The following is a 16,891-nucleotide window of genomic DNA, read 5'->3' on the forward strand; positions in this document are numbered from 1 at the left end:
CAGTCGCAAATGTGTTGAAGCTGGTCGTGGACGCAGAGGGATAAGCAGTTTCAGCTTCTGTGGTAATTCTGGCCTTGGGTGTGTCATGATCCGTGAAAACTCTCTGTCTTTGCAGGATCGCGACTTCCTCTGTCGGCCGGGAGTTGCACGTTACCGTTCGGCGAAAGCATGTCATTTGGGAGAAGGCCGCAGATGGGGCGTGTGAAAGCAAACGAGTTCGCCGGGTGGATCGACATCTCGGTGGTGGAAACACTTCCCCTTTCGGATCGGCTCGCAATTGGCTTGGATCGGCTGAAACGTATGCGGGGAGCGACAAATAAGGAACTCGCTGAGCCGCTCGGCTTTACGGAATCGTATATGTCGCAGGTCATGCGCGGAATGCGTGACGTCAAATTATCCACTCTCGACAAGATGGCGAAGGAATGGAATGTCAGCATCGAGGAACTCCTGACCGTCACTGAAGCCGATCTCCCGCGCGTTGCTGCCTTGCTGGCGCAGCGCAAGAAAAAGAGCGTTCTTCCTGACTGATGCAACATCTGAGCGCCTAGTGGTTTAGATTGAACCAGAACCTCTGCTTCACGCCCTCATCGTTCAGAATGTCGAAAAAATAAGGATCTGCCCGGCGAGGCCGCGGTGTTGTAATCTGCTGCAGGCAGCCATCGTTGCCATCCCCATAAACTTCACGGGTAATCGCCCCAGCGTCCTGCATGCTGACGTCTCGATTGCCTGAAGACTGACAGACATTGATGGTCCTGGTGCACTGATCTGGTTCGCCTTGCCAATCATTGTCCCCTTGCGGGCTATATCCGATCGTCGTACCAGCTGGACACTCTTCGTAGACCTCATGTCCGGGTTTGCCGGCGTTCGCTTCGTGACAGATCGGCCATGAGAAGCCCGGCCTTTTCATCGCGGAGATCAGTTTTGTCATGGGCGGAACGCAATAGGCGACACCATGCCAAGACGGATTTTGCGAGGCCGCGCAGAGCAAGACCTGACATCCCCAGGACGCGTCTTCCGATTTGGCCGATGTTGCGATGAACACCAGCCCCGAGCTGACCAGCGCGGCGACAGCAGGCTGCATCCGTTTCACCCTCTGGCTCCATTTCTTCCTCTTGTAGCTGCTCCTAGCCATCGCGGACTTTGGCGGAATGAAAGCAGTGCAGGCCGCTTATTACAGCGGTTGCGTTGAGAATATCGATGTATGTTGCCTCCGGGATTGCCTTGCGCGGCCTGCACCGCGGCGATCAGCCATACAACAGACGATCTCGCCGACATGGCTCAGTATCCCTCGATACCAAGCCGTCTCAGGACGGCGGTGGGATCAGTCTCGCACTCGCGTTTCCAGTCTTGATGCTGAACGCACGCATAGGCGTATTGACTAAGATCGGCCGACGACAGATCGGCAATGCGGTTGCCGACCGCTTTCCATTGCTGAACTTCGGCCGGATCGCAGCCGGATCCTGCGGCTCCGCAGACGTCAGGGTCGCGCTGCTGGATCTGTGAGGACGTGACAGCGTCCTGCGCCTGCGCGACCATCCCGCTCGACGAACCCAGGACAATTGCAGTCGAAAGAACTATGAGAAAGCGACGCATCTCAGCCTCCATGCGCATTGTTGATATCATCAGTCTGTTTGGCGACCGGCAAAGGGAGGGGTAGACCGGGCACGGGTTCGGACCGCTCGGGATCTTGCCCTGCAGCTTTTGTCATCGGCGCCGAATAGAGCCAGGGCGGAGGGAGAGTCGGCGACGACCATACACCATAGCCCAGCCCCCGCGCTTTCCTCTCTATATCGAAATAGGCCGGCACCTTGGGTTCGTCGCGATAATTGAACGCATATCCGATGCCCTCCGCGATCGCGGTTGCTGCAAGGTTTGTCTCTCCGACAAAGCAGTGGGCGATGAGGACCTTGTTTCGATCGCGACCGACAGGCGCGCAATTGACGTCCTGCCCAAGTGTTCTCAGTATCATCCACGCCCGAGATACTTGGCCAGCCGGCCAAGAGACACTTTCGCTGGTTGCCATCTGATCGAGGCGTGGCGCTTCAAATCCGGCCAGTCGTACGAGCTGTTTTGTTCTGACGAACTCTAAGGTCGTGCTATCGACGATCTGAACCTCCCCATAAATCTGGCGCGGCAGATCGGTTGGCCGGGATTGAGCCATCAATGGAAGGGGCAGGATAGTGAAGACGATCAGCATCCCCGAAGCGATCCTCATCGCTGACCATCCCCCTGCTGCTGCAAAACGGAAATTGGATGAGGCAGATCGGATGATGCCCAGAGGCCCGCGCGAGCTGACCGGGCGCTGTCTTCGGCTACCCTGTAGCCAGGCACGACGAGCTGGCCGCTATCGTCGAATGCTGCAAATCCCCAACCTTGCGCAATTAGATAGGTTGCAAGATCGTATCGATGCTCACCAGTTGTTGTCTGGCAAACGACGACTGCGTTGTTCTGATCAATGTCGTTGACGGTCTCGCAGACGGGTCTTGTATCCCTGATGATCGCCTGTGTCATAATGATGTTCAGCTCGCCGCAATCGCGAGCCATACCGTTCGCAGCTGTAACACGAGTTCCTCTGAGACAGGACTGTATTCCATAGAGACGATATCGACGGCCGTCTGACACCCAGGTGTCACCGGTCTCGAATTGTGCGGTGGTCGGAAATGGGGCGAGGAGGGAGGTGGCTCTCTCGCTTGACGTCAAATCGAATTCCGCCTGAGTTGCCTGGATCATGGTGATCGGACGAGAGACTGGCTGCCCGGCGTGGGCACCATCCGAGGTGATAGATGGGAGCAGGTAGATGCTTGCATACAGTCCGGACGCGAAAATAGTGAAGATGAACATCAAGTTTCCCATCCGCATCAATCCATTGACGGCCCGAAGTGGCCACATTCCCCGCGGGGATGTGCGAGTTGCGCGATCGACCAAATACCCTCTCTCACCCGACGTGCGAGGCTCTCCTCATGCCCTTCCTCGGCAAATGCAAGCGAAACGCCAGCGCGCCGAGCCTCAATGGAAAAGTTCGCCTCGATCGCTACCTCAGATTTGGTAAAGTCAGATTCACCTTCAGTGAAGAGGCCCAGAACACAGTGCATCGCAATTGTGCCTTGCCTCCGTTGTTCTTTATGAAGCAGAGAATCTCTTTGCGCTCCATTTTCGGTATCAGTGAGAGCGGTGGTCATGCCCACATTCAGAAGTGTCGAGCGCGCTGCGCCTTTGTGAGCGCTTCGAATGGCTGCCACCGATAGACCTCGTCGCGCCCCGTCGGCTCTTAGCGTTTCCGTCGCAATGCTCGCGCTTCCGCCTGTCGCCAATTCCACCATTTCGTTTTCAGTATCGAGCGCCGGCGCAATTGATGGCGCGCAGGGGCGTGCCTGCATTCCCCGAATAAGATCTGTTTCTGCAGGATAAGAAATTTGAGCGACCATTGACGCCGCGTCCAAGATCTCTGACCGTCGTGGACGCGGAAACGCGCCGGTAGCAAGAGAAATTGTCTTAAACGCCGTGAGATTGAGAAGTTGCGCGTCATATCCCATGTTTGGATCCGTCATATGTCGAGATTTCGAGCATGCATCAAATTATACTGCAGTGAAAGTGTGGTCAATTGGAAAAATTTGAGGTACGACTGTGACAGTCACTCATCTTGATCAATGAAGAGGCGCACATGGCAGCGTTGCTAACGGCTCTCGCTATCCTGACGTTCCCGATCCGCGTGATCTGGTTTCTCGCACTGGCTGCATGTCTCGTGGTTGTGGCGCCAGTGTTTCTTATGCTGGCATGCTTCGTGGGGTTTTGGATCGTCCTGGCGATTTCATACGTCTTTCTGCCTTCAGACTGGACGCTGACGCTCTGGCAATCGGCTTCCGACCTCTATGATCAGTCGGCCTGGTTCAAGGCTGCTACAATCACGTCCTGGACGCTGCTTTGTCTACCCATTCTCGCTGTTTGGCCCGGCCGTCCGCCTACGAAAAGTCAGCGAGACCTTGATGACGAGGCTTATACCGCTGCCCTTTTCACACGGCAGCAAGACGAGTGCCGCGCGAAATTCAAGAAGTCATTCGGTCACCTTGATTGACCGCTGTCGTCGGCGTGGAAAATTTGATAGCGCCACACGATCACCTGCAACGAAATGAGGAGTACGATGGCAATCAAACCAATCTCATTGGCCATCTCAACGTTTAAAGGAGGTGCGGGGAAATCGACACTCAATGTCAATCTCGCTGCTGAGTTTGCCCAGCAGGGACATCGTACGCTTCTCATCGACTGCGACGAGCAGGAGTCCGCGACACGTTGGTACAATGTTTCGATGAAGCGCGGCTTGCTGCCCACCGATGGAACCTTGCTCCACCTGCGCGTCGCCCCGGGCGACCGCTTCCGCGAGCGCCTCTCGGAAGCGCCCGAAGCTGACATCCGAATTTATGACGTCGGTGGCTATGTCCACCAACGGGCGATCGAGGTCTACCATGAGTGTGACGCCATTCTCATTCCGATCATTCCCGAACCAACTGCCGCGACATCGGCCATCAAGGTTGCAACCATCCTAAGAGAGATCTCGAAAAAGCGAGCGTCCGGTCCAATTCCCTTCGCCGCGATCTGGAACTACGTCGATATGATTGCGCTGAAGCACAACCGCTCGCTTCCCGAGGTCCACGCAATCTTGACCAACGGTAGGATTCCCATGGTGGAAACGGTCGTACGCAAAAGCAATCACTTCAGCGACGTCGGTGCAGGCTTCGGGTCGCTCTATTCCAAACTGGCCACCATAGAGAAGAATTCAGGCCTCACGCCATCTGCCAAGCGCCGGGCTTCGGAAAGTGTTCTCGACGCGATCGATCTCGTGAAGCGGATTAACAACGAGTTCATCGGTCTCCTGCGGGCAGAGGCGGCCTAGGTCCATGTCACGAGAACGTACAGCAGCCGGAAACATCCTGGCTTTGTCGCCGGCCACGGCCGAACGAGCCGAAGTGGTCGAAGAAGCCGCGACCTCTTATATGCCGACGAGTATCGATCTCGAAGCATGGTTGCCGGACACGGGCGGTCTGGATGAAGATCAGACTGACACCGAAAACCGTCGTTTGCCCGTTATAACCAACGACGATCGAAGAGGTCGAAATGAGATGTCGACACTGAAGGGCTCAACAGAGGCTGGCGGGCACGGTGCTGGAAGGAAGCGCGTTTCTCTCTATCTGGACGACGAAATCCTGACAAAAGTCTTTCGGGTCTCGCTCGAAAAACATGAGCAACTTTCTTCGGCTACGCATCGCTTGATCCGGGAAGCCTTGGAGGCAAGGGGGCTGTAGGCACATGCGAGAACCAGCCATCATGTTCCGCTTGCCCGGCCATGTTCGTGTCGGTCTCGATCAGGTTGCAGAGCGTTTTGATTTATCCGCCAACATGATAGCGAAGCTTATCGTCACGCGAGAGGTCACGCGGATCCCCGTGATGCTCGAAGAACATGATCGCCAACTCGCGAACATGCATCAGTTCCTTCGGGAGCTTGCTTTGCGCAATGAGGACTTCCTTGAGGAATCTTCGTTGGACGGGGCTGCAATCATGCAGGAACTGAAGGCCATAATGGCGACATTGGACGCAATTCGGGATGCTAGCTTCGTGCGCCCTTCGAGCTTTATCACTGACCTTATCAGGAGGCATGATGACCGATCGATCCAAAGGTCGTTCCATATCTAGATCGCCTGACCGAACGCTGCCGAGCTATTTCGAGCTGATCGAGGAGGAGAACCGTCGACGTGGAGGTGGCGGCGGAGAAACGAAAAAGCGCTCGGATGCAGCGGCTAGATCGGTCAGAATAAGCCGGAACGCGGGCGCGGCTTCGGCATTTAGTCGCGCAACTGGAAATAATGCTGTCGTCGTAAAGGTTTTATCTTACGGGGCAGGGGCACGCTCAGCAAAGAACGTTCTTGTCTATCAAAGCAAGGAGGAGAAAGCTCGCGATCAGGATGGCGCGGAAGTCACCGACATCAACGCTGCGGTGCGATCTTGGGAGCGGGAATTCGGCAGTCGAAAGGGTAGCGACGATGTTCTGCGGATCACCTACGAACTGGAGAATACTAATCGCTGGAAGGTTGCGCATGCTCTTCGCTTGCTTGCCGACGAAGGGTTCTATCGGGAAGGTGATACGGATCGGACCTACGCTTTCAGCGTGAGCGACGGGGTGAATGGGCAGACGAGGCTACAATTCGCGTTGGTCATTGCGCACGAGAAGAAGAATCGATCCCATCGAATCCAAGGAAATCGTATTGCCGCCGATATCGACACTGCGCATGTGATTGACCATCGCTTGAACATGGCAATGCGTAGTGCGGGTATAGTCCCTGTTTCGCGATACCCGACAGACTTTTCGTCGGGACCGAAAGGCTTTACGGCCACGCTCCACGCCATGCAACGCAATGGTGCGGAGGTGACGGTTTCAACGAAAACGCAGGTCGTCGAAAGGCCGGGGACGAGCGGCCGTTATGAACAGAGTGTCGAACGCAGAGATCTGACAACAGCCGATCACCGGGAACTGACGAAGCATGGTCAATTGGTTGGATCTCTTCTTCAAACGCGCCAGCCGCGCGACTTCATGCATCTCCTGTTATCGGGCCCAGCCAATGTTGATCGCGACCAATTCGTTTTGGCTGGCCGGGATTTCCTGAGAGAGCAGTTTGCCGGCCACCGCTTCGCTTACGCCGTCCACAATCGATCTGACAAGCAGAAGCATCCGCATCTGCATGTACTCGTGGCGCTGCGAAGCGCAACAGGTCGCACCCTGAACCCGAACATCCGGGATTTCACGGAATGGCGGCTTCGCTTCGCCGAGAAGGCCCGTGATCGAGGGATACCAATCGACCGCCAGAAGCGGCTGGAACGCGCAGGACCGCCGCCGATCAAACGGTGGGAATGGGAGATGTTTCAGCGCATGGGGGCCACTGCTCCGTCCAACGTGATCGATAGAGTGGTCTCGAAAATCTCGGATAAACCTACGGCGCCGTGCCGCGAGGATGCCAAACGAAGGCTTGAACAAACCCGCCGCTCTGTCGGACGTGTGATCGAAATGCTTGATGGTCTTGGGCGAGACCGGACCGCTCCGAGCACCGTCCGCGAATTAAGCCAAGATCTCTCAGTGGGGCTGCAGCGCGAGTACCAACGGCTTGAAATTGCAGTTCAGAAAGGGCGCGATTCAACACGAGAGAAAGGGCAGGAAAACATGTTACGTTCTACACCGATCAACGCCGCTCAGGCGAAGGCTGCCAAGCAAACACTGGCGAATACAGCGGTAATAGCTGCTGCGAAGATTACTGACCCGTCCGATCGACTGATCTTTGAGCAGGCAACCAAAATCATAGGCAAGGTTGTTGGTCTGCAACTCGATTCGCGTGTCACGAAAAACCGCGATCGCGATGCCCCTCGCCAATCAGGAGCGCTTGATACGAAGTCTGCTGCAGGACGCGACTATGTCGCTGAGCTTGAAAATATCACCAAGACTTCAAACGATCGTTCGGTTGATGCATCGCGTATCGCGCGTGCCGACACCATGGGGCATGACAAGGATCGGTCGCAGCCGAAGGAGCGCCATACGGTGAAAACAACCAAGTTGCGCTCCCCGCAGGATGGAAACAGCGAGCGCGGTCGATAGGTCTCGATGGCTCAGCTTGAGTCTATTTAAAGGAATTTACAAGCTGGCTAGGTTTGCTATCTTTTCAAATAACTCTTCCGCTCTTCGGTTGTGTGATGATTTTTCATTAGGTTGCGATCGCTCCACGAATGGAAACTTAGCTGCCATCGGAGGGATGTAGCGAACCGTCCTGACCCCCAGTTTTGCTGCATCGATGAGGCTTTCCGGCGAGCTGCTGACAAACACGCAGCTCGTCTTTTCCACTGCATACCATCGCATTACCTCCATAATCATCGCCCTTGATAGCATCTGCAAGCCATCGTCTCGACGCCCAACAGTCGATCCATAAGGCGAGGTTGGCCACGCCATCCAGAAGTCCGGGGACGCATCGCCGGAACTCAGTATCTGGTCGAGGATCTTTATGAGCGCGGCAGCTTGAGACTTGCTCGGTGTACTGCGTTCCATTGTTTTTTTGCCAGAGATAAAGCCGAAGGGAATACCTAGCTTTCTGATTTGTCGCGCAACCTCGACGATCTCTGCATTTATGTCGCTTAGGAAAATGCTTCCGCGCCGATCGCTAGGAAGTAGAGTTCCATCTCGTTCGAATATGAGCAGGGTTGTGGCGTCAACATCCCGGAATATACAAATACCATTATGCTCTTCTGTCATATATCTGAAATCAAAGCCCTCTGAGCTTTGCCTCCTGGCGGTAGTCAGAAATAGTTTGCCTGCAGATTTTTGGCGTGATCAGAGAAGACCAATCCCAAGTGGAGTGGGTAAGCTGCCGTGTTGCGATCCCAAGGGCTAACTTTGCTGCAGGATCTCGGGACTACTTGTGTCTCTTGCTGCCGGAAAAATATCGAGGCTGTATGGCTATGAGTTAGAAATAAGAAGCAGTTTTGGCGGGGGCCTGTCCCCCGTAGAATTGCGCTTAGCTGCTCGAGATAACGCGGTTTCTAGAGTTTCGAAGTGCGCGTGTTCGATCACCGTTACATCTCTAACCGTATATCTAGTAACAGCTCGACATCAATGCTTCGCGCAGTCAGCCTATATGGATTCCCGCCTATAGTGGGCGGTCATGCGGGAAAGTAAGTATCCCAATTTGTTCGCCGTCCGCCCATCATATACGCTCAAAAGGAGCGCGGAAGATGAGGAACAGACGGCCTATATCGGATGAATCCATTTCGTCGACGAAAGTCGGTGTCGGGCGCTGCTGTGGTCACCACGGAGAGTTTCTGCAAGGTGTTTTCGCCGACGATGTCCACCACCTCAAGCGCGGATTACTGACGGTCCCGTGCCCAATCTACCGAAGCCATGCGAGTTTTTGGCCCCGTGAGACAGGACCTGTCACCGTCCGCCCTGCGTGGTGCACGAAAGCCGTGAAGGCCGCGGAGCTCACTCTGAAGCTCATTAAAGAATCTATCATTGGCGGCGATCTGACCATCGACAGCAATATTCCTCCGGGCTCAGGGTTCGGCTCGTCCACGGCAGACGTTATCGCAACAATTCGCGCCGTCGCAGATTTCGCACAATTGGTGCTTCCCCGCGACACGGTTTCAAGAATCGCCGTCGACGCCGAAATTGCAAGCGATTCCCTCGCTTATGGCGACCAACCGGTCCTGTTCGGTCATCGTTCTGGCGCCCTGATAGAGACCTTTGAGGGTGACTATCCTCGCCTAGTTATCGTCGGCTTTGACACAGGCGATCCACCAGTCGCTACGGATGAATTCGCTCCAGCGCGATACTCACCTGAAGAGATAGAGACTTTCTCCATTCTTCGAGCTCTTGCAGCTCGTGCCATTCGCTCAGGTGACGCTGCCGCCCTGGGCCGTGTCAGCTCAGTCAGCGCCGAGATGAACCAGCGACATCTGCCAATCTCAAGGTTCGCCGACATAGTGAAAATAAGCGGAATCTCGGGGGCGCTCGGAGTCCAGGTCGCCCATAGCGGTAACGTGGCTGGCTTGGTTTTTGGTGCGGGCGAGAGAGATCAGGTAGATGCAGGGCGCCGCATTTTACATGAAGAGGGGTTTGGCAAAGTTATAGAGTTTGACGTATTCGCAGCGCCTCGAGCATGGTCATGAACGGCTTCGCGAGGTCGAAGCTTCAGGAATATGAAAGTCCACGGGTGGCGAGACTTCGGCCGAACCTTTGGGGTCTCGCTTTTTCCCTGATGAAGCTTTTACCAGCGCGGTTCATGCTTGATCGCGCTGAGGAAACTGGCGAGTTGCGGGCCGGCGGGCACATCGTCGAAACGACCTCCGGCACATTCGGCCTGGCGTTGGCCATGCTTGCCGCGGCCCGACAATATCGCCTGTCTCTGGTCACAGCAGACAGCCTAGTCGATGATGTTTTCGAACATCGATTAAAGCTTTTAGGTGCAACAGTCGTCGTGACCGAAGATCCGAACAAAAGCGGAAATCAGCGAGTGCGGCTTGACGTAGTGAGGACATTGCTTTCACAGGATCTGACCGCCTTTTGGCCGAACCAATATGCGAATGCTCACAATCCGATGTCATATGCCTCGGTCGCCAGTCTGATAATCCGCAAAATCGGACGAGTGGACCGGCTGGTGGCAAGCGTTGGCTCGGGGGGCTCAATTAGTGGGACCGCGCATTTCTTGAGAACCGCATTTCCGGAGCTGGAGGTTGTGGCTGTGGATACTTATGGTAGCGTTTTATTCGGGCAGCCCCCGGCACCACGGAGGGTCCGAGGTATGGGAAATAGCATCGTCCCGGAGAATTTGCGCCACGACTTGATTGATCATGTGCACTGGGTTGGAGCCGACCTCGCCCATCAGGCAACACTCGCTCTTTATCGTGCGCATGGAATATTCGCTGGCCCGACAAGTGGTGCGGCGTTTCTAGTCGCCGACTGGTTTGCAAGGAGAGATCCACAACTGAAAACGGTGTTCCTGCTTCCAGACGAAGGTTATCGCTATTTGTCGACAGTTTATGCAATCGATCAGCTTGGCGACGTCAATCTGTCAACGGAAAGCATATCTCCCGGCCCATTGATTGCACAGCTCGGACCAGCCGGAAATGATGCCGACTGGTCCAGTTTCGTTTGGGCACGGCGATCACTCGCTCAGGTTATGTCTCGCACCTAAACCGACATTTTTGACTTGTGCACCCGGTCCGACAGCAATGGCCATAGAAGAGTCGCGGCGGTCGCCATCAGAAAGGCGACGTTGATCGGACTGCGCACAAGCACCGAATAGTCACCGGTGCTGATGATCAGGCTTTGCTGCAGGTTTTGTTCTAGAAGTGAGCCAAGCAGAAAAGCCAACAGAAGCGGAGCCAGTTCGTATCCGGCCTTTTGCAGCAAATGCGCAGCGAAACCGCTGGTAATCATGACCCCAACGTCGAACAGGCTGTTGTTGATGCTGAAGGCTCCAATAGTGCAGAAGACTAAGATGAGCGGCGTTAGAACCGCCTCTGGCACCTTCAGCAACAATACAAAGAAGCGAACAAGCGGAACGTTGAGGACGACAAGCATGGCGTTCCCGACGAGCATGCTGGCAACGACTCCCCAAAACAGATCGGGATGCAGATTGAGCAACTCCGGTCCAGGTGTAACACCTTGCATGAGAAGGGCGCCCATAATCACCCCGATGACCGCATTGGCTGGGATGCCTAGGCAAAGAAGGGGAATAAAGCTTGCCTGCGCCGCCGAATTGTTAGCACTTTCCGGGCCGGCTACGCCTTCGATCGCGCCTTTCCCAAAGCGATCCGGTGTTGAGGAAAGCTTCTTTTCCATGACATAACTTGCGAAGCTCGCGATCAATGCGCCACCACCTGGTAGCAATCCCAGAAGGAAACCGAGAGCTGATCCTCGCGTGATCGGTCCAGCGGACGCCTTCCATTCCTGCCGATCTGGTAATAGGTCGCGAAGGCGGTAGCTCGGCAATTTGTTCGACTGGCCTGCAAACTTCTTCTCGGCTGATGCCAATACCTCGCTGACACCAAACAAGCCCATCGCGAGGACTGCGATATCGATACCGTCTCGCATGTCTGGGCTTCCAAATGTGAAGCGCTCCTCGCCCGAGACGAGGTCGACGCCGAAGGTCGAAAGCAACAGTCCGAGTCCGACCATGGTCCACGCCTTGCTGCGCGATCCGTTGCCGACCGAAGCGGCCAAGGTCAAGCCGAACAGGACAAGACCTGTGCGTTCTATGGGACCGAAACTCAGCGCCTTTTCGGCGAAAGAGGGTCCGACAATGGCTATGCCGAGTGTCGCGGCGATGCCTGCAATAAAACTGGCAAAGGCTGACATCCCAAGTGCCGCGCCCGCCCGTCCCTTCGAGGTCATCGCGTAACCATCGAGTGTTGTGATCGCACTGGCCGCTTCACCGGGCACACGGATAAGGATCGAAGTTATCGACCCACCATACATGGCACCGTAATAAATCGCCGCAAGCAGAATGATCGCGGCCGTTTGGTTCAGCGAAATTGAGATCGGCAAAAGCAGGCTCACCGTCGCCGTCGGGCCGAGTCCCGGCAGGACACCGACCGCAGTCCCGACAATTACACCCACCAGTGCAATACCGAGATTGGTGGGCTCAATAGCGATGGAAAGGCCATGCAGAAGATTAAGCAACGCGTCCATATCTAACTCCAAATGCCCTGCGGTAGCGGAACGGAGAGCAGGTTATGAAACACGCTCCAGCTCGTAGCAGCCGCAATGGCTGCGATTGCGGTTGAGCGCATCCATCCGACCTGTTCGATCCGGCCGAGGACAAGGACAATGAACAGGAAGATGGCAGGGCCGGTGCCGAGGAGGTGAACGCCGACGACAAAACCTACGATCGCGACGCAGTATTGCAGAAAGCGGACCCAATCGGTGGCGTCGTCACTCTCATGCGTGTGGGACGTCTTGATCACCTTGCGCAAAAGGCCAACGATCATGATGACCGATGCCGCCAATGGAAACAGGCCCGGACCGGGTGCTCCGAATGACCAGATACCAAGGGATAATGAGCTGGCAGCTGCGACAAGCGCTGCGACCATGAGAAATGCGGGGACTATTTTTGACGGAGTCATCTTGCAAACCCCAACAGCTCGATCTGTTTTCCGATGTCTGTGAAATTCGTCTTCACGGATGCGGTCAATGCATCGCTATCTTCGTACGTCTCCTGGCCGCCCAGCGTGGTGAGGAATTTTCCGTAAACCTCGGTTCCAAGCATGTCCTGTATTGCCTGCTCCCAGAAGCGGACAATGGGCTTCGGAAGATCAGCGGGACCGAACAATCCGTACGAGCTGGCAACAGATAACGGATATCCAAGTTGCTTGAATGTGGGGATATCGGGATGGCCGGCGATAGGATCCGGTCCACTTTCTGCCAATAGCCGCACTTTACCGGCGCGCAGATGAGGGGCAAAATCTGCGGCTACCACCATATCGATATGGCCCCCCAGCAACGCTGTAATCGCGTCAGTACCACCGGAAAACGGTACGAATGCGCCTGTCACCGCCTCCTGACGGAAGGCCGCTTCCGTTGCGATATGCGCCATGCCGCGTGGTGCAGCGGTGGCCCACCGTAACTTGCCAGCGTTGTCCTTGGCAAAGGCCAGGAGTTCCGCCCACGACTGTAACGGACTGTCGGCACGGACGAAGGCAGGTATCGCAGTGTTGGCGAAGGCGGTAATGTAGGTGAAATCTGACAGTGGATTGTAAGGAAGGTTCTGGATTTGAGGAGCAACCAATATCGGGCTCGCCGAATAAAGCGATAGCACAGATCCGTTTGCCGGCGCGCGCCGCACCTGATCGGTTGCGATCGTGCCACCGGCGCCGGGACGAAATTCGACGCCAACCGGATAGTTGCGATTCTGCTTGGCATATTCCGCGGCAACTCGCGCAGCGAGATCACCGGCTCCGCCTGCCGAAAATCCAACCACGATGGTCGCACTTTCGCTGGGCGTCTCGATCGGCTGTGAGAATGCAAATGTCGGCAGGGTCAAAACACCACCCGACGCGATTAAAAATTGACGTCTGTCCATTATCGGTTCCCTATTATTTGTTCTTGAAGTTCTGCCTGTAGCCGCAAATTTCCCCGCGGCGCATTGCGATCTGTTAGAGTACGGCCATTGCCTCCTGTGGCGATCTGAAGACCACTTTCGGCTTCGATGCGGAGTCGGAAAAATCGAGATCTTTCAGACCGGACGCAGTAGTGACTGCAATGACGGTGTCGCCGCTTGAAATCTGCCCGCTCATCGCAAGCCTGCGGATTGCGGCAAGAGAAGCGACCGACGACAGCTCGGCGAAAACACCCTCGGTTTTGGCTAGCTGGGAACGCATCTCGAAAAGCTCAAGGTTCGTGAGTGGACAGGCGATGCCATCGGATTGTTTGATCGCACGCAGAGCCTGATAGCTGCTTTGCGTCGCTCCAATCGACACCGCTACGGTCTCGAAGCTTCGTGGCACCGCTGCCACGTCATCACGTCCGTTAAATAAGGCTTGCGCGAGTGAGCCGTACGCTTCGGCTGCTACAAGGCGCGGCAGTTTGTTGATGATGCCAAGCCCGCTCAGATCCACGAAGCCCTGCCACAGCCCAGCAAGAGCGTCTCCATAGCATACCGGCAACACGCACCAGTCCGGAGCTTTGCCGCCCAATTGTTCGACGAGCTCATAGGCAAGCGTCTTATAGCCCTCAATACCAACGGGATGGCTGCCAATCACCGGCGCGCGGAATGGGGATGCTATCAACCAGCCGTTCTCAACTGACGCCTTGGCGAGGAATCGCCATCGATCCTGCTTCTGAGCAAAGGGAAGCATGGTCGCGCCAAACGCATCGATCTGTGCCGACATAGCCCGCGGGCCGTCAGATGTCGTTGCGACCACACAGCGAATACCGGACTTGCTTGCATAGGCTGCGAGCGACGCACCAGCATTTCCAGAGCTTGCAGTCGCGACGGTGCTGTATCCCCGCTGGCGAGCATAGGAGATGAAGACAGCCGAGAACCGGTCCTTGTGGGAGCCGGTTGGATTGCGGCTTTCATCTTTCAGCATCAGATCGGGAACACCAAGCGCTGGTCCCAGTCTTGAGAGGGGCGAGAGCGGCGTCAAACCTTCACCAAGTGTTTCCTGATGCTGAGGCGAAATGGGCAACATTGCCGCGTATCGCCAGATTGATGGGACCGTGCCGGGATGCCAGAAGTTCAGGTTCCAATGGATCGGATAGGTGGCCTTGAAATTGGACGGTGCGGTAGCGGAGCAAAGCGGGCATCCTTCCGAGGTGATCGGGAAAGTCGCCGGAACGACATGCTGGCAGCGTAAGCAGGTGAGGGTGAAACCAAGTGTCGTCATGGTGCGATCACCTTGAGCGGCCCGGCATCGGTCAACCTTTCCGCACCCTCTGCGGTGATGACGAACATATCCTCGACCTGCAGGCCGTAAGCGCCAATCTGGTAATATGGTGTCTCTATGCAGATCACCATTCCTTCTTCGAGCACGTCTTTGCTTGATGCAGATAGTAGAGGTGCGTCATAACCATCTAGTCCGATTCCGTGTCCGACATGATTGCGCTGGTAATTGGCGATGCCACATCTGCGAACCTCTTCGCATACGGACAGGAACACCTCGCTCGCCTTGGCGCCCGGACGTGCCAGCCGTGCTCCGAGTTCGACACCAGAGCGAAGTGCCGCGTAAAGCTGATTAACCGCTTCGGAATTTTGACCGAACATGGCGATACGGGCAATATCGGCTCTGTAGTGCTTGTAGCGGCCTCCGACATCAAACCGGATAACATCACCCTGTCGTAGCTCACGATCGGATGGCTGCACATTCATCAAGGCGCTTCGTTCGCCGAAGCCGATACATCCAAGCACCGGGACCGCGTCGGCTTGGACTGTAGTGGTGTGGAAGACGCGTGCCATTTCCACTTCGGTCATGCCGGCATGGGCCGCCCCAAGTGCGGCATCAACCGCCTGTTCAGCAATCTGCCCGACCCGGCGCAATCGCGCGATTTCTTCCGACGTCTTGACCGTGCGAACCTTGCGGAGCGTGGATGTCGCATCGACGAAATGAGCGTCAGGCACCGATGCTTTCAGTTTCTCAAGGTAGCCCGGCTGGAGGCCGTCTATGTCGATACCGATCCGGGATCTTTCAAGCGAGAGCTCCTTAATCTCAGCCGCCAGCGCTTCGATCGGATGGGCAAAACATGTCCCGGCCTGCATCGCCATAAGTTTGCGGCTGGCCCGGTCAAGCTTATCGTTAGACCCGGCCTGAAAGGAAAACTCGCCATAGCGGCGAACTCGCTCGACCGTGACATCCTGGTCGGCAACCAGATCGAGTGTTCCACTGCTTGTTATGATGCTCGACATGTCAACTGCATCGCCCTTGCGGGACTGAAGCGCGTAGGCCTGCGGGCCGGGCCGGATCCACTGTGGCAATGCCCAGAAGCCTGAGAGGTAGGTTACATTTTCTGCTGCTGTACCGATGATCGCATCGAAGCCGCAGTGATCCATTTCTCGCAAAAGTCGATTTTGATTAAGCAACATCTTTATTCTCCTTGAACCTGGCCGGTGCCTCATCACCGCGCAGCACTTTGTTCGCGGCTTGCGCGACGCGCCCGCCAAGCTCGGCAACAGAAAGGCGTGGCTGGAGCGCGCGCGGGAATGCGAAGCTGAGTGCCGCGACAATGGCGCCTGAGGGATCCCGGATAGGCGCTCCGATTGAAAATACGCCAGCAATATTTTCGTTGAGCGCGGTCGTGTATCCGACCTGACGGGCACGCCGAAGCTGATCGATCAGCTTCTCGGCGTCGGTGACCGTACGAGGCGTCTTCGAAACAAATGGTTCATCGATGGCGAGCTGACGGACGTTGTCATCGGTGTCGTCCATCAGTAACGCCTTGCCTAACGCAGTCGAGTGAAGAAGCATTTTTTCACCAGGTGTTGCGCGTATTACTAGAGAGCCGCTGCTCTGCAAGGCGTCCAGATAGATCGCTTTTGTGCCGCGCCGCGCGCCGAGAAAGGCGTTCAGGTCCAGATCATCGGCCAAGCGTTTCAGCTGTATGCGCGCCAGTGCGATGAGTTCGTCCTGATCCAGAAGTTTGCGGGCAAGGTTCAGGATCTCCCGTCCGGAGCGATAGCGACGGGTCTCCACGACTTGGTCGACAAAACCTTGTTCAGTGAGAGTGTTCAGTATCCGTTGAATGCTTGACGGGCTCTGAGCGCTGCGCCGAGCGATCTCACGGACTCCCAGCGGCTCTTCCGCCGCTGTTATTACTCTCAGGACCGCGAGACCGCGCTCGAGAGACAAGTTTCCTTGCATGTCGTGTGTT

At 56.0% G+C, this 16,891-nt stretch carries 20 protein-coding genes; 8 read left to right on the forward strand and 12 right to left on the reverse strand.

Features of this window, described 5'->3' with window-relative positions; translation table 11 throughout:
- The first annotated feature begins 192 nt into the window (after nucleotides 1–192).
- Nucleotides 193–528 carry a helix-turn-helix domain-containing protein gene (locus FHP24_RS26350; protein WP_139679219.1) on the forward strand — a complete coding sequence of 112 codons (336 nt, stop codon included), beginning with the start codon at nucleotides 193–195 and terminating at the stop codon, nucleotides 526–528.
- Nucleotides 529–544: 16 nt separating this feature from the next.
- On the opposite strand, the gene FHP24_RS26355 is transcribed toward FHP24_RS26350, so the two are convergent.
- From FHP24_RS26355 to FHP24_RS26375, 5 genes are all read right to left on the reverse strand, one after another.
- Nucleotides 545–1,081 (reverse strand): hypothetical protein, encoded by a 537-nt coding sequence (locus FHP24_RS26355; RefSeq protein WP_139679220.1) that lies wholly within the window; start codon nucleotides 1,079–1,081, stop codon nucleotides 545–547.
- Between the two features lie 197 nt (nucleotides 1,082–1,278).
- The gene (locus FHP24_RS26360) at nucleotides 1,279–1,593 is read right to left on the reverse strand and encodes a hypothetical protein (protein WP_139679221.1); all 315 of its coding nucleotides are present in this window, start codon (nucleotides 1,591–1,593) and stop codon (nucleotides 1,279–1,281) included.
- 1 nt (nucleotide 1,594) lies between these two features.
- Entirely contained in the window at nucleotides 1,595–2,197 is a 603-nt protein-coding gene (locus FHP24_RS26365) for a thermonuclease family protein (protein WP_246091951.1), read from the reverse strand.
- A gap of 14 nt (nucleotides 2,198–2,211) precedes the next feature.
- Entirely contained in the window at nucleotides 2,212–2,841 is a 630-nt protein-coding gene (locus tag FHP24_RS26370) for a thermonuclease family protein (RefSeq protein WP_139679223.1), read from the reverse strand.
- Nucleotides 2,842–2,858: 17 nt separating this feature from the next.
- The gene (locus tag FHP24_RS26375; protein ID WP_139679224.1) at nucleotides 2,859–3,533 is read right to left on the reverse strand and encodes a hypothetical protein; all 675 of its coding nucleotides are present in this window, start codon (nucleotides 3,531–3,533) and stop codon (nucleotides 2,859–2,861) included.
- Between the two features lie 128 nt (nucleotides 3,534–3,661).
- Between FHP24_RS26375 and FHP24_RS26380 the strand changes: the two genes are divergently transcribed.
- The 5 genes from FHP24_RS26380 (at nucleotide 3,662) to FHP24_RS26400 (ending at nucleotide 7,633) form a co-directional block, all read left to right on the forward strand.
- Nucleotides 3,662–4,072 carry a hypothetical protein gene (locus tag FHP24_RS26380; protein ID WP_139679225.1) on the forward strand — a complete coding sequence of 137 codons (411 nt, stop codon included), beginning with the start codon at nucleotides 3,662–3,664 and terminating at the stop codon, nucleotides 4,070–4,072.
- A 66-nt stretch (nucleotides 4,073–4,138) separates the two neighbouring features.
- Entirely contained in the window at nucleotides 4,139–4,888 is a 750-nt protein-coding gene (locus tag FHP24_RS26385) for a ParA family protein (protein ID WP_180356134.1), read from the forward strand.
- A 4-nt stretch (nucleotides 4,889–4,892) separates the two neighbouring features.
- A complete protein-coding gene (locus tag FHP24_RS26390; RefSeq protein WP_139679227.1) occupies nucleotides 4,893–5,297 on the forward strand; it encodes a hypothetical protein in 405 nt (134 codons plus the stop codon).
- A 4-nt stretch (nucleotides 5,298–5,301) separates the two neighbouring features.
- Entirely contained in the window at nucleotides 5,302–5,685 is a 384-nt protein-coding gene (locus tag FHP24_RS26395) for a hypothetical protein (RefSeq protein WP_139679228.1), read from the forward strand.
- Nucleotides 5,651–7,633, forward strand: a complete 1,983-nt coding sequence (locus FHP24_RS26400; protein ID WP_139679268.1) for a relaxase/mobilization nuclease domain-containing protein — start codon at nucleotides 5,651–5,653, stop codon at nucleotides 7,631–7,633. The genes FHP24_RS26395 and FHP24_RS26400 overlap by 35 nt, the downstream gene beginning before the upstream one ends.
- Nucleotides 7,634–7,669: 36 nt before the next feature.
- Here FHP24_RS26400 and FHP24_RS26405 read toward each other — a convergent pair whose 3' ends face one another.
- Nucleotides 7,670–8,281, reverse strand: coding sequence for a hypothetical protein (locus FHP24_RS26405; RefSeq protein ID WP_139679229.1), 612 nt, complete (start codon nucleotides 8,279–8,281; stop codon nucleotides 7,670–7,672).
- Nucleotides 8,282–8,991: 710 nt separating this feature from the next.
- On the opposite strand from FHP24_RS26405, the gene FHP24_RS26410 reads away from it, so the two are divergent.
- Entirely contained in the window at nucleotides 8,992–9,693 is a 702-nt protein-coding gene (locus tag FHP24_RS26410) for a GHMP family kinase ATP-binding protein (protein ID WP_180356135.1), read from the forward strand.
- Nucleotides 9,690–10,718 (forward strand): PLP-dependent cysteine synthase family protein, encoded by a 1,029-nt coding sequence (locus FHP24_RS26415; RefSeq protein ID WP_246091952.1) that lies wholly within the window; start codon nucleotides 9,690–9,692, stop codon nucleotides 10,716–10,718. The genes FHP24_RS26410 and FHP24_RS26415 overlap by 4 nt, the downstream gene beginning before the upstream one ends.
- On the opposite strand, the gene FHP24_RS26420 is transcribed toward FHP24_RS26415, so the two are convergent.
- The 6 genes from FHP24_RS26420 to FHP24_RS26445 all read right to left on the reverse strand — a co-directional run bounded on the left by FHP24_RS26420 (nucleotide 10,715) and on the right by FHP24_RS26445 (nucleotide 16,881).
- Nucleotides 10,715–12,217, reverse strand: a complete 1,503-nt coding sequence (locus tag FHP24_RS26420) for a tripartite tricarboxylate transporter permease (RefSeq protein WP_139679231.1) — start codon at nucleotides 12,215–12,217, stop codon at nucleotides 10,715–10,717. The two genes, FHP24_RS26415 and FHP24_RS26420, sit on opposite strands and share 4 nt — an antisense overlap.
- 2 nt (nucleotides 12,218–12,219) lie before the next feature.
- Nucleotides 12,220–12,651 (reverse strand): tripartite tricarboxylate transporter TctB family protein, encoded by a 432-nt coding sequence (locus tag FHP24_RS26425; RefSeq protein WP_139679232.1) that lies wholly within the window; start codon nucleotides 12,649–12,651, stop codon nucleotides 12,220–12,222.
- Complete coding sequence (locus FHP24_RS26430) at nucleotides 12,648–13,607, reverse strand: tripartite tricarboxylate transporter substrate binding protein (protein WP_139679233.1); 960 nt, start codon at nucleotides 13,605–13,607, stop codon at nucleotides 12,648–12,650. Before FHP24_RS26430 ends, FHP24_RS26425 begins: the two co-directional genes overlap by 4 nt.
- Nucleotides 13,608–13,680: 73 nt before the next feature.
- Nucleotides 13,681–14,913, reverse strand: coding sequence for a threonine synthase (locus FHP24_RS26435; protein WP_139679234.1), 1,233 nt, complete (start codon nucleotides 14,911–14,913; stop codon nucleotides 13,681–13,683).
- Nucleotides 14,910–16,184 (reverse strand): Xaa-Pro peptidase family protein, encoded by a 1,275-nt coding sequence (locus tag FHP24_RS26440; protein ID WP_342782361.1) that lies wholly within the window; start codon nucleotides 16,182–16,184, stop codon nucleotides 14,910–14,912. Before FHP24_RS26440 ends, FHP24_RS26435 begins: the two co-directional genes overlap by 4 nt.
- The gene (locus tag FHP24_RS26445; protein WP_139679236.1) at nucleotides 16,096–16,881 is read right to left on the reverse strand and encodes an IclR family transcriptional regulator; all 786 of its coding nucleotides are present in this window, start codon (nucleotides 16,879–16,881) and stop codon (nucleotides 16,096–16,098) included. The genes FHP24_RS26440 and FHP24_RS26445 overlap by 89 nt, the downstream gene beginning before the upstream one ends.
- Between the last annotated feature and the right edge of the window lie 10 nt (nucleotides 16,882–16,891).

Source organism: Aliirhizobium smilacinae, from assembly GCF_006335145.1.
Lineage (GTDB): Bacteria > Pseudomonadota > Alphaproteobacteria > Rhizobiales > Rhizobiaceae > Neorhizobium > Neorhizobium smilacinae.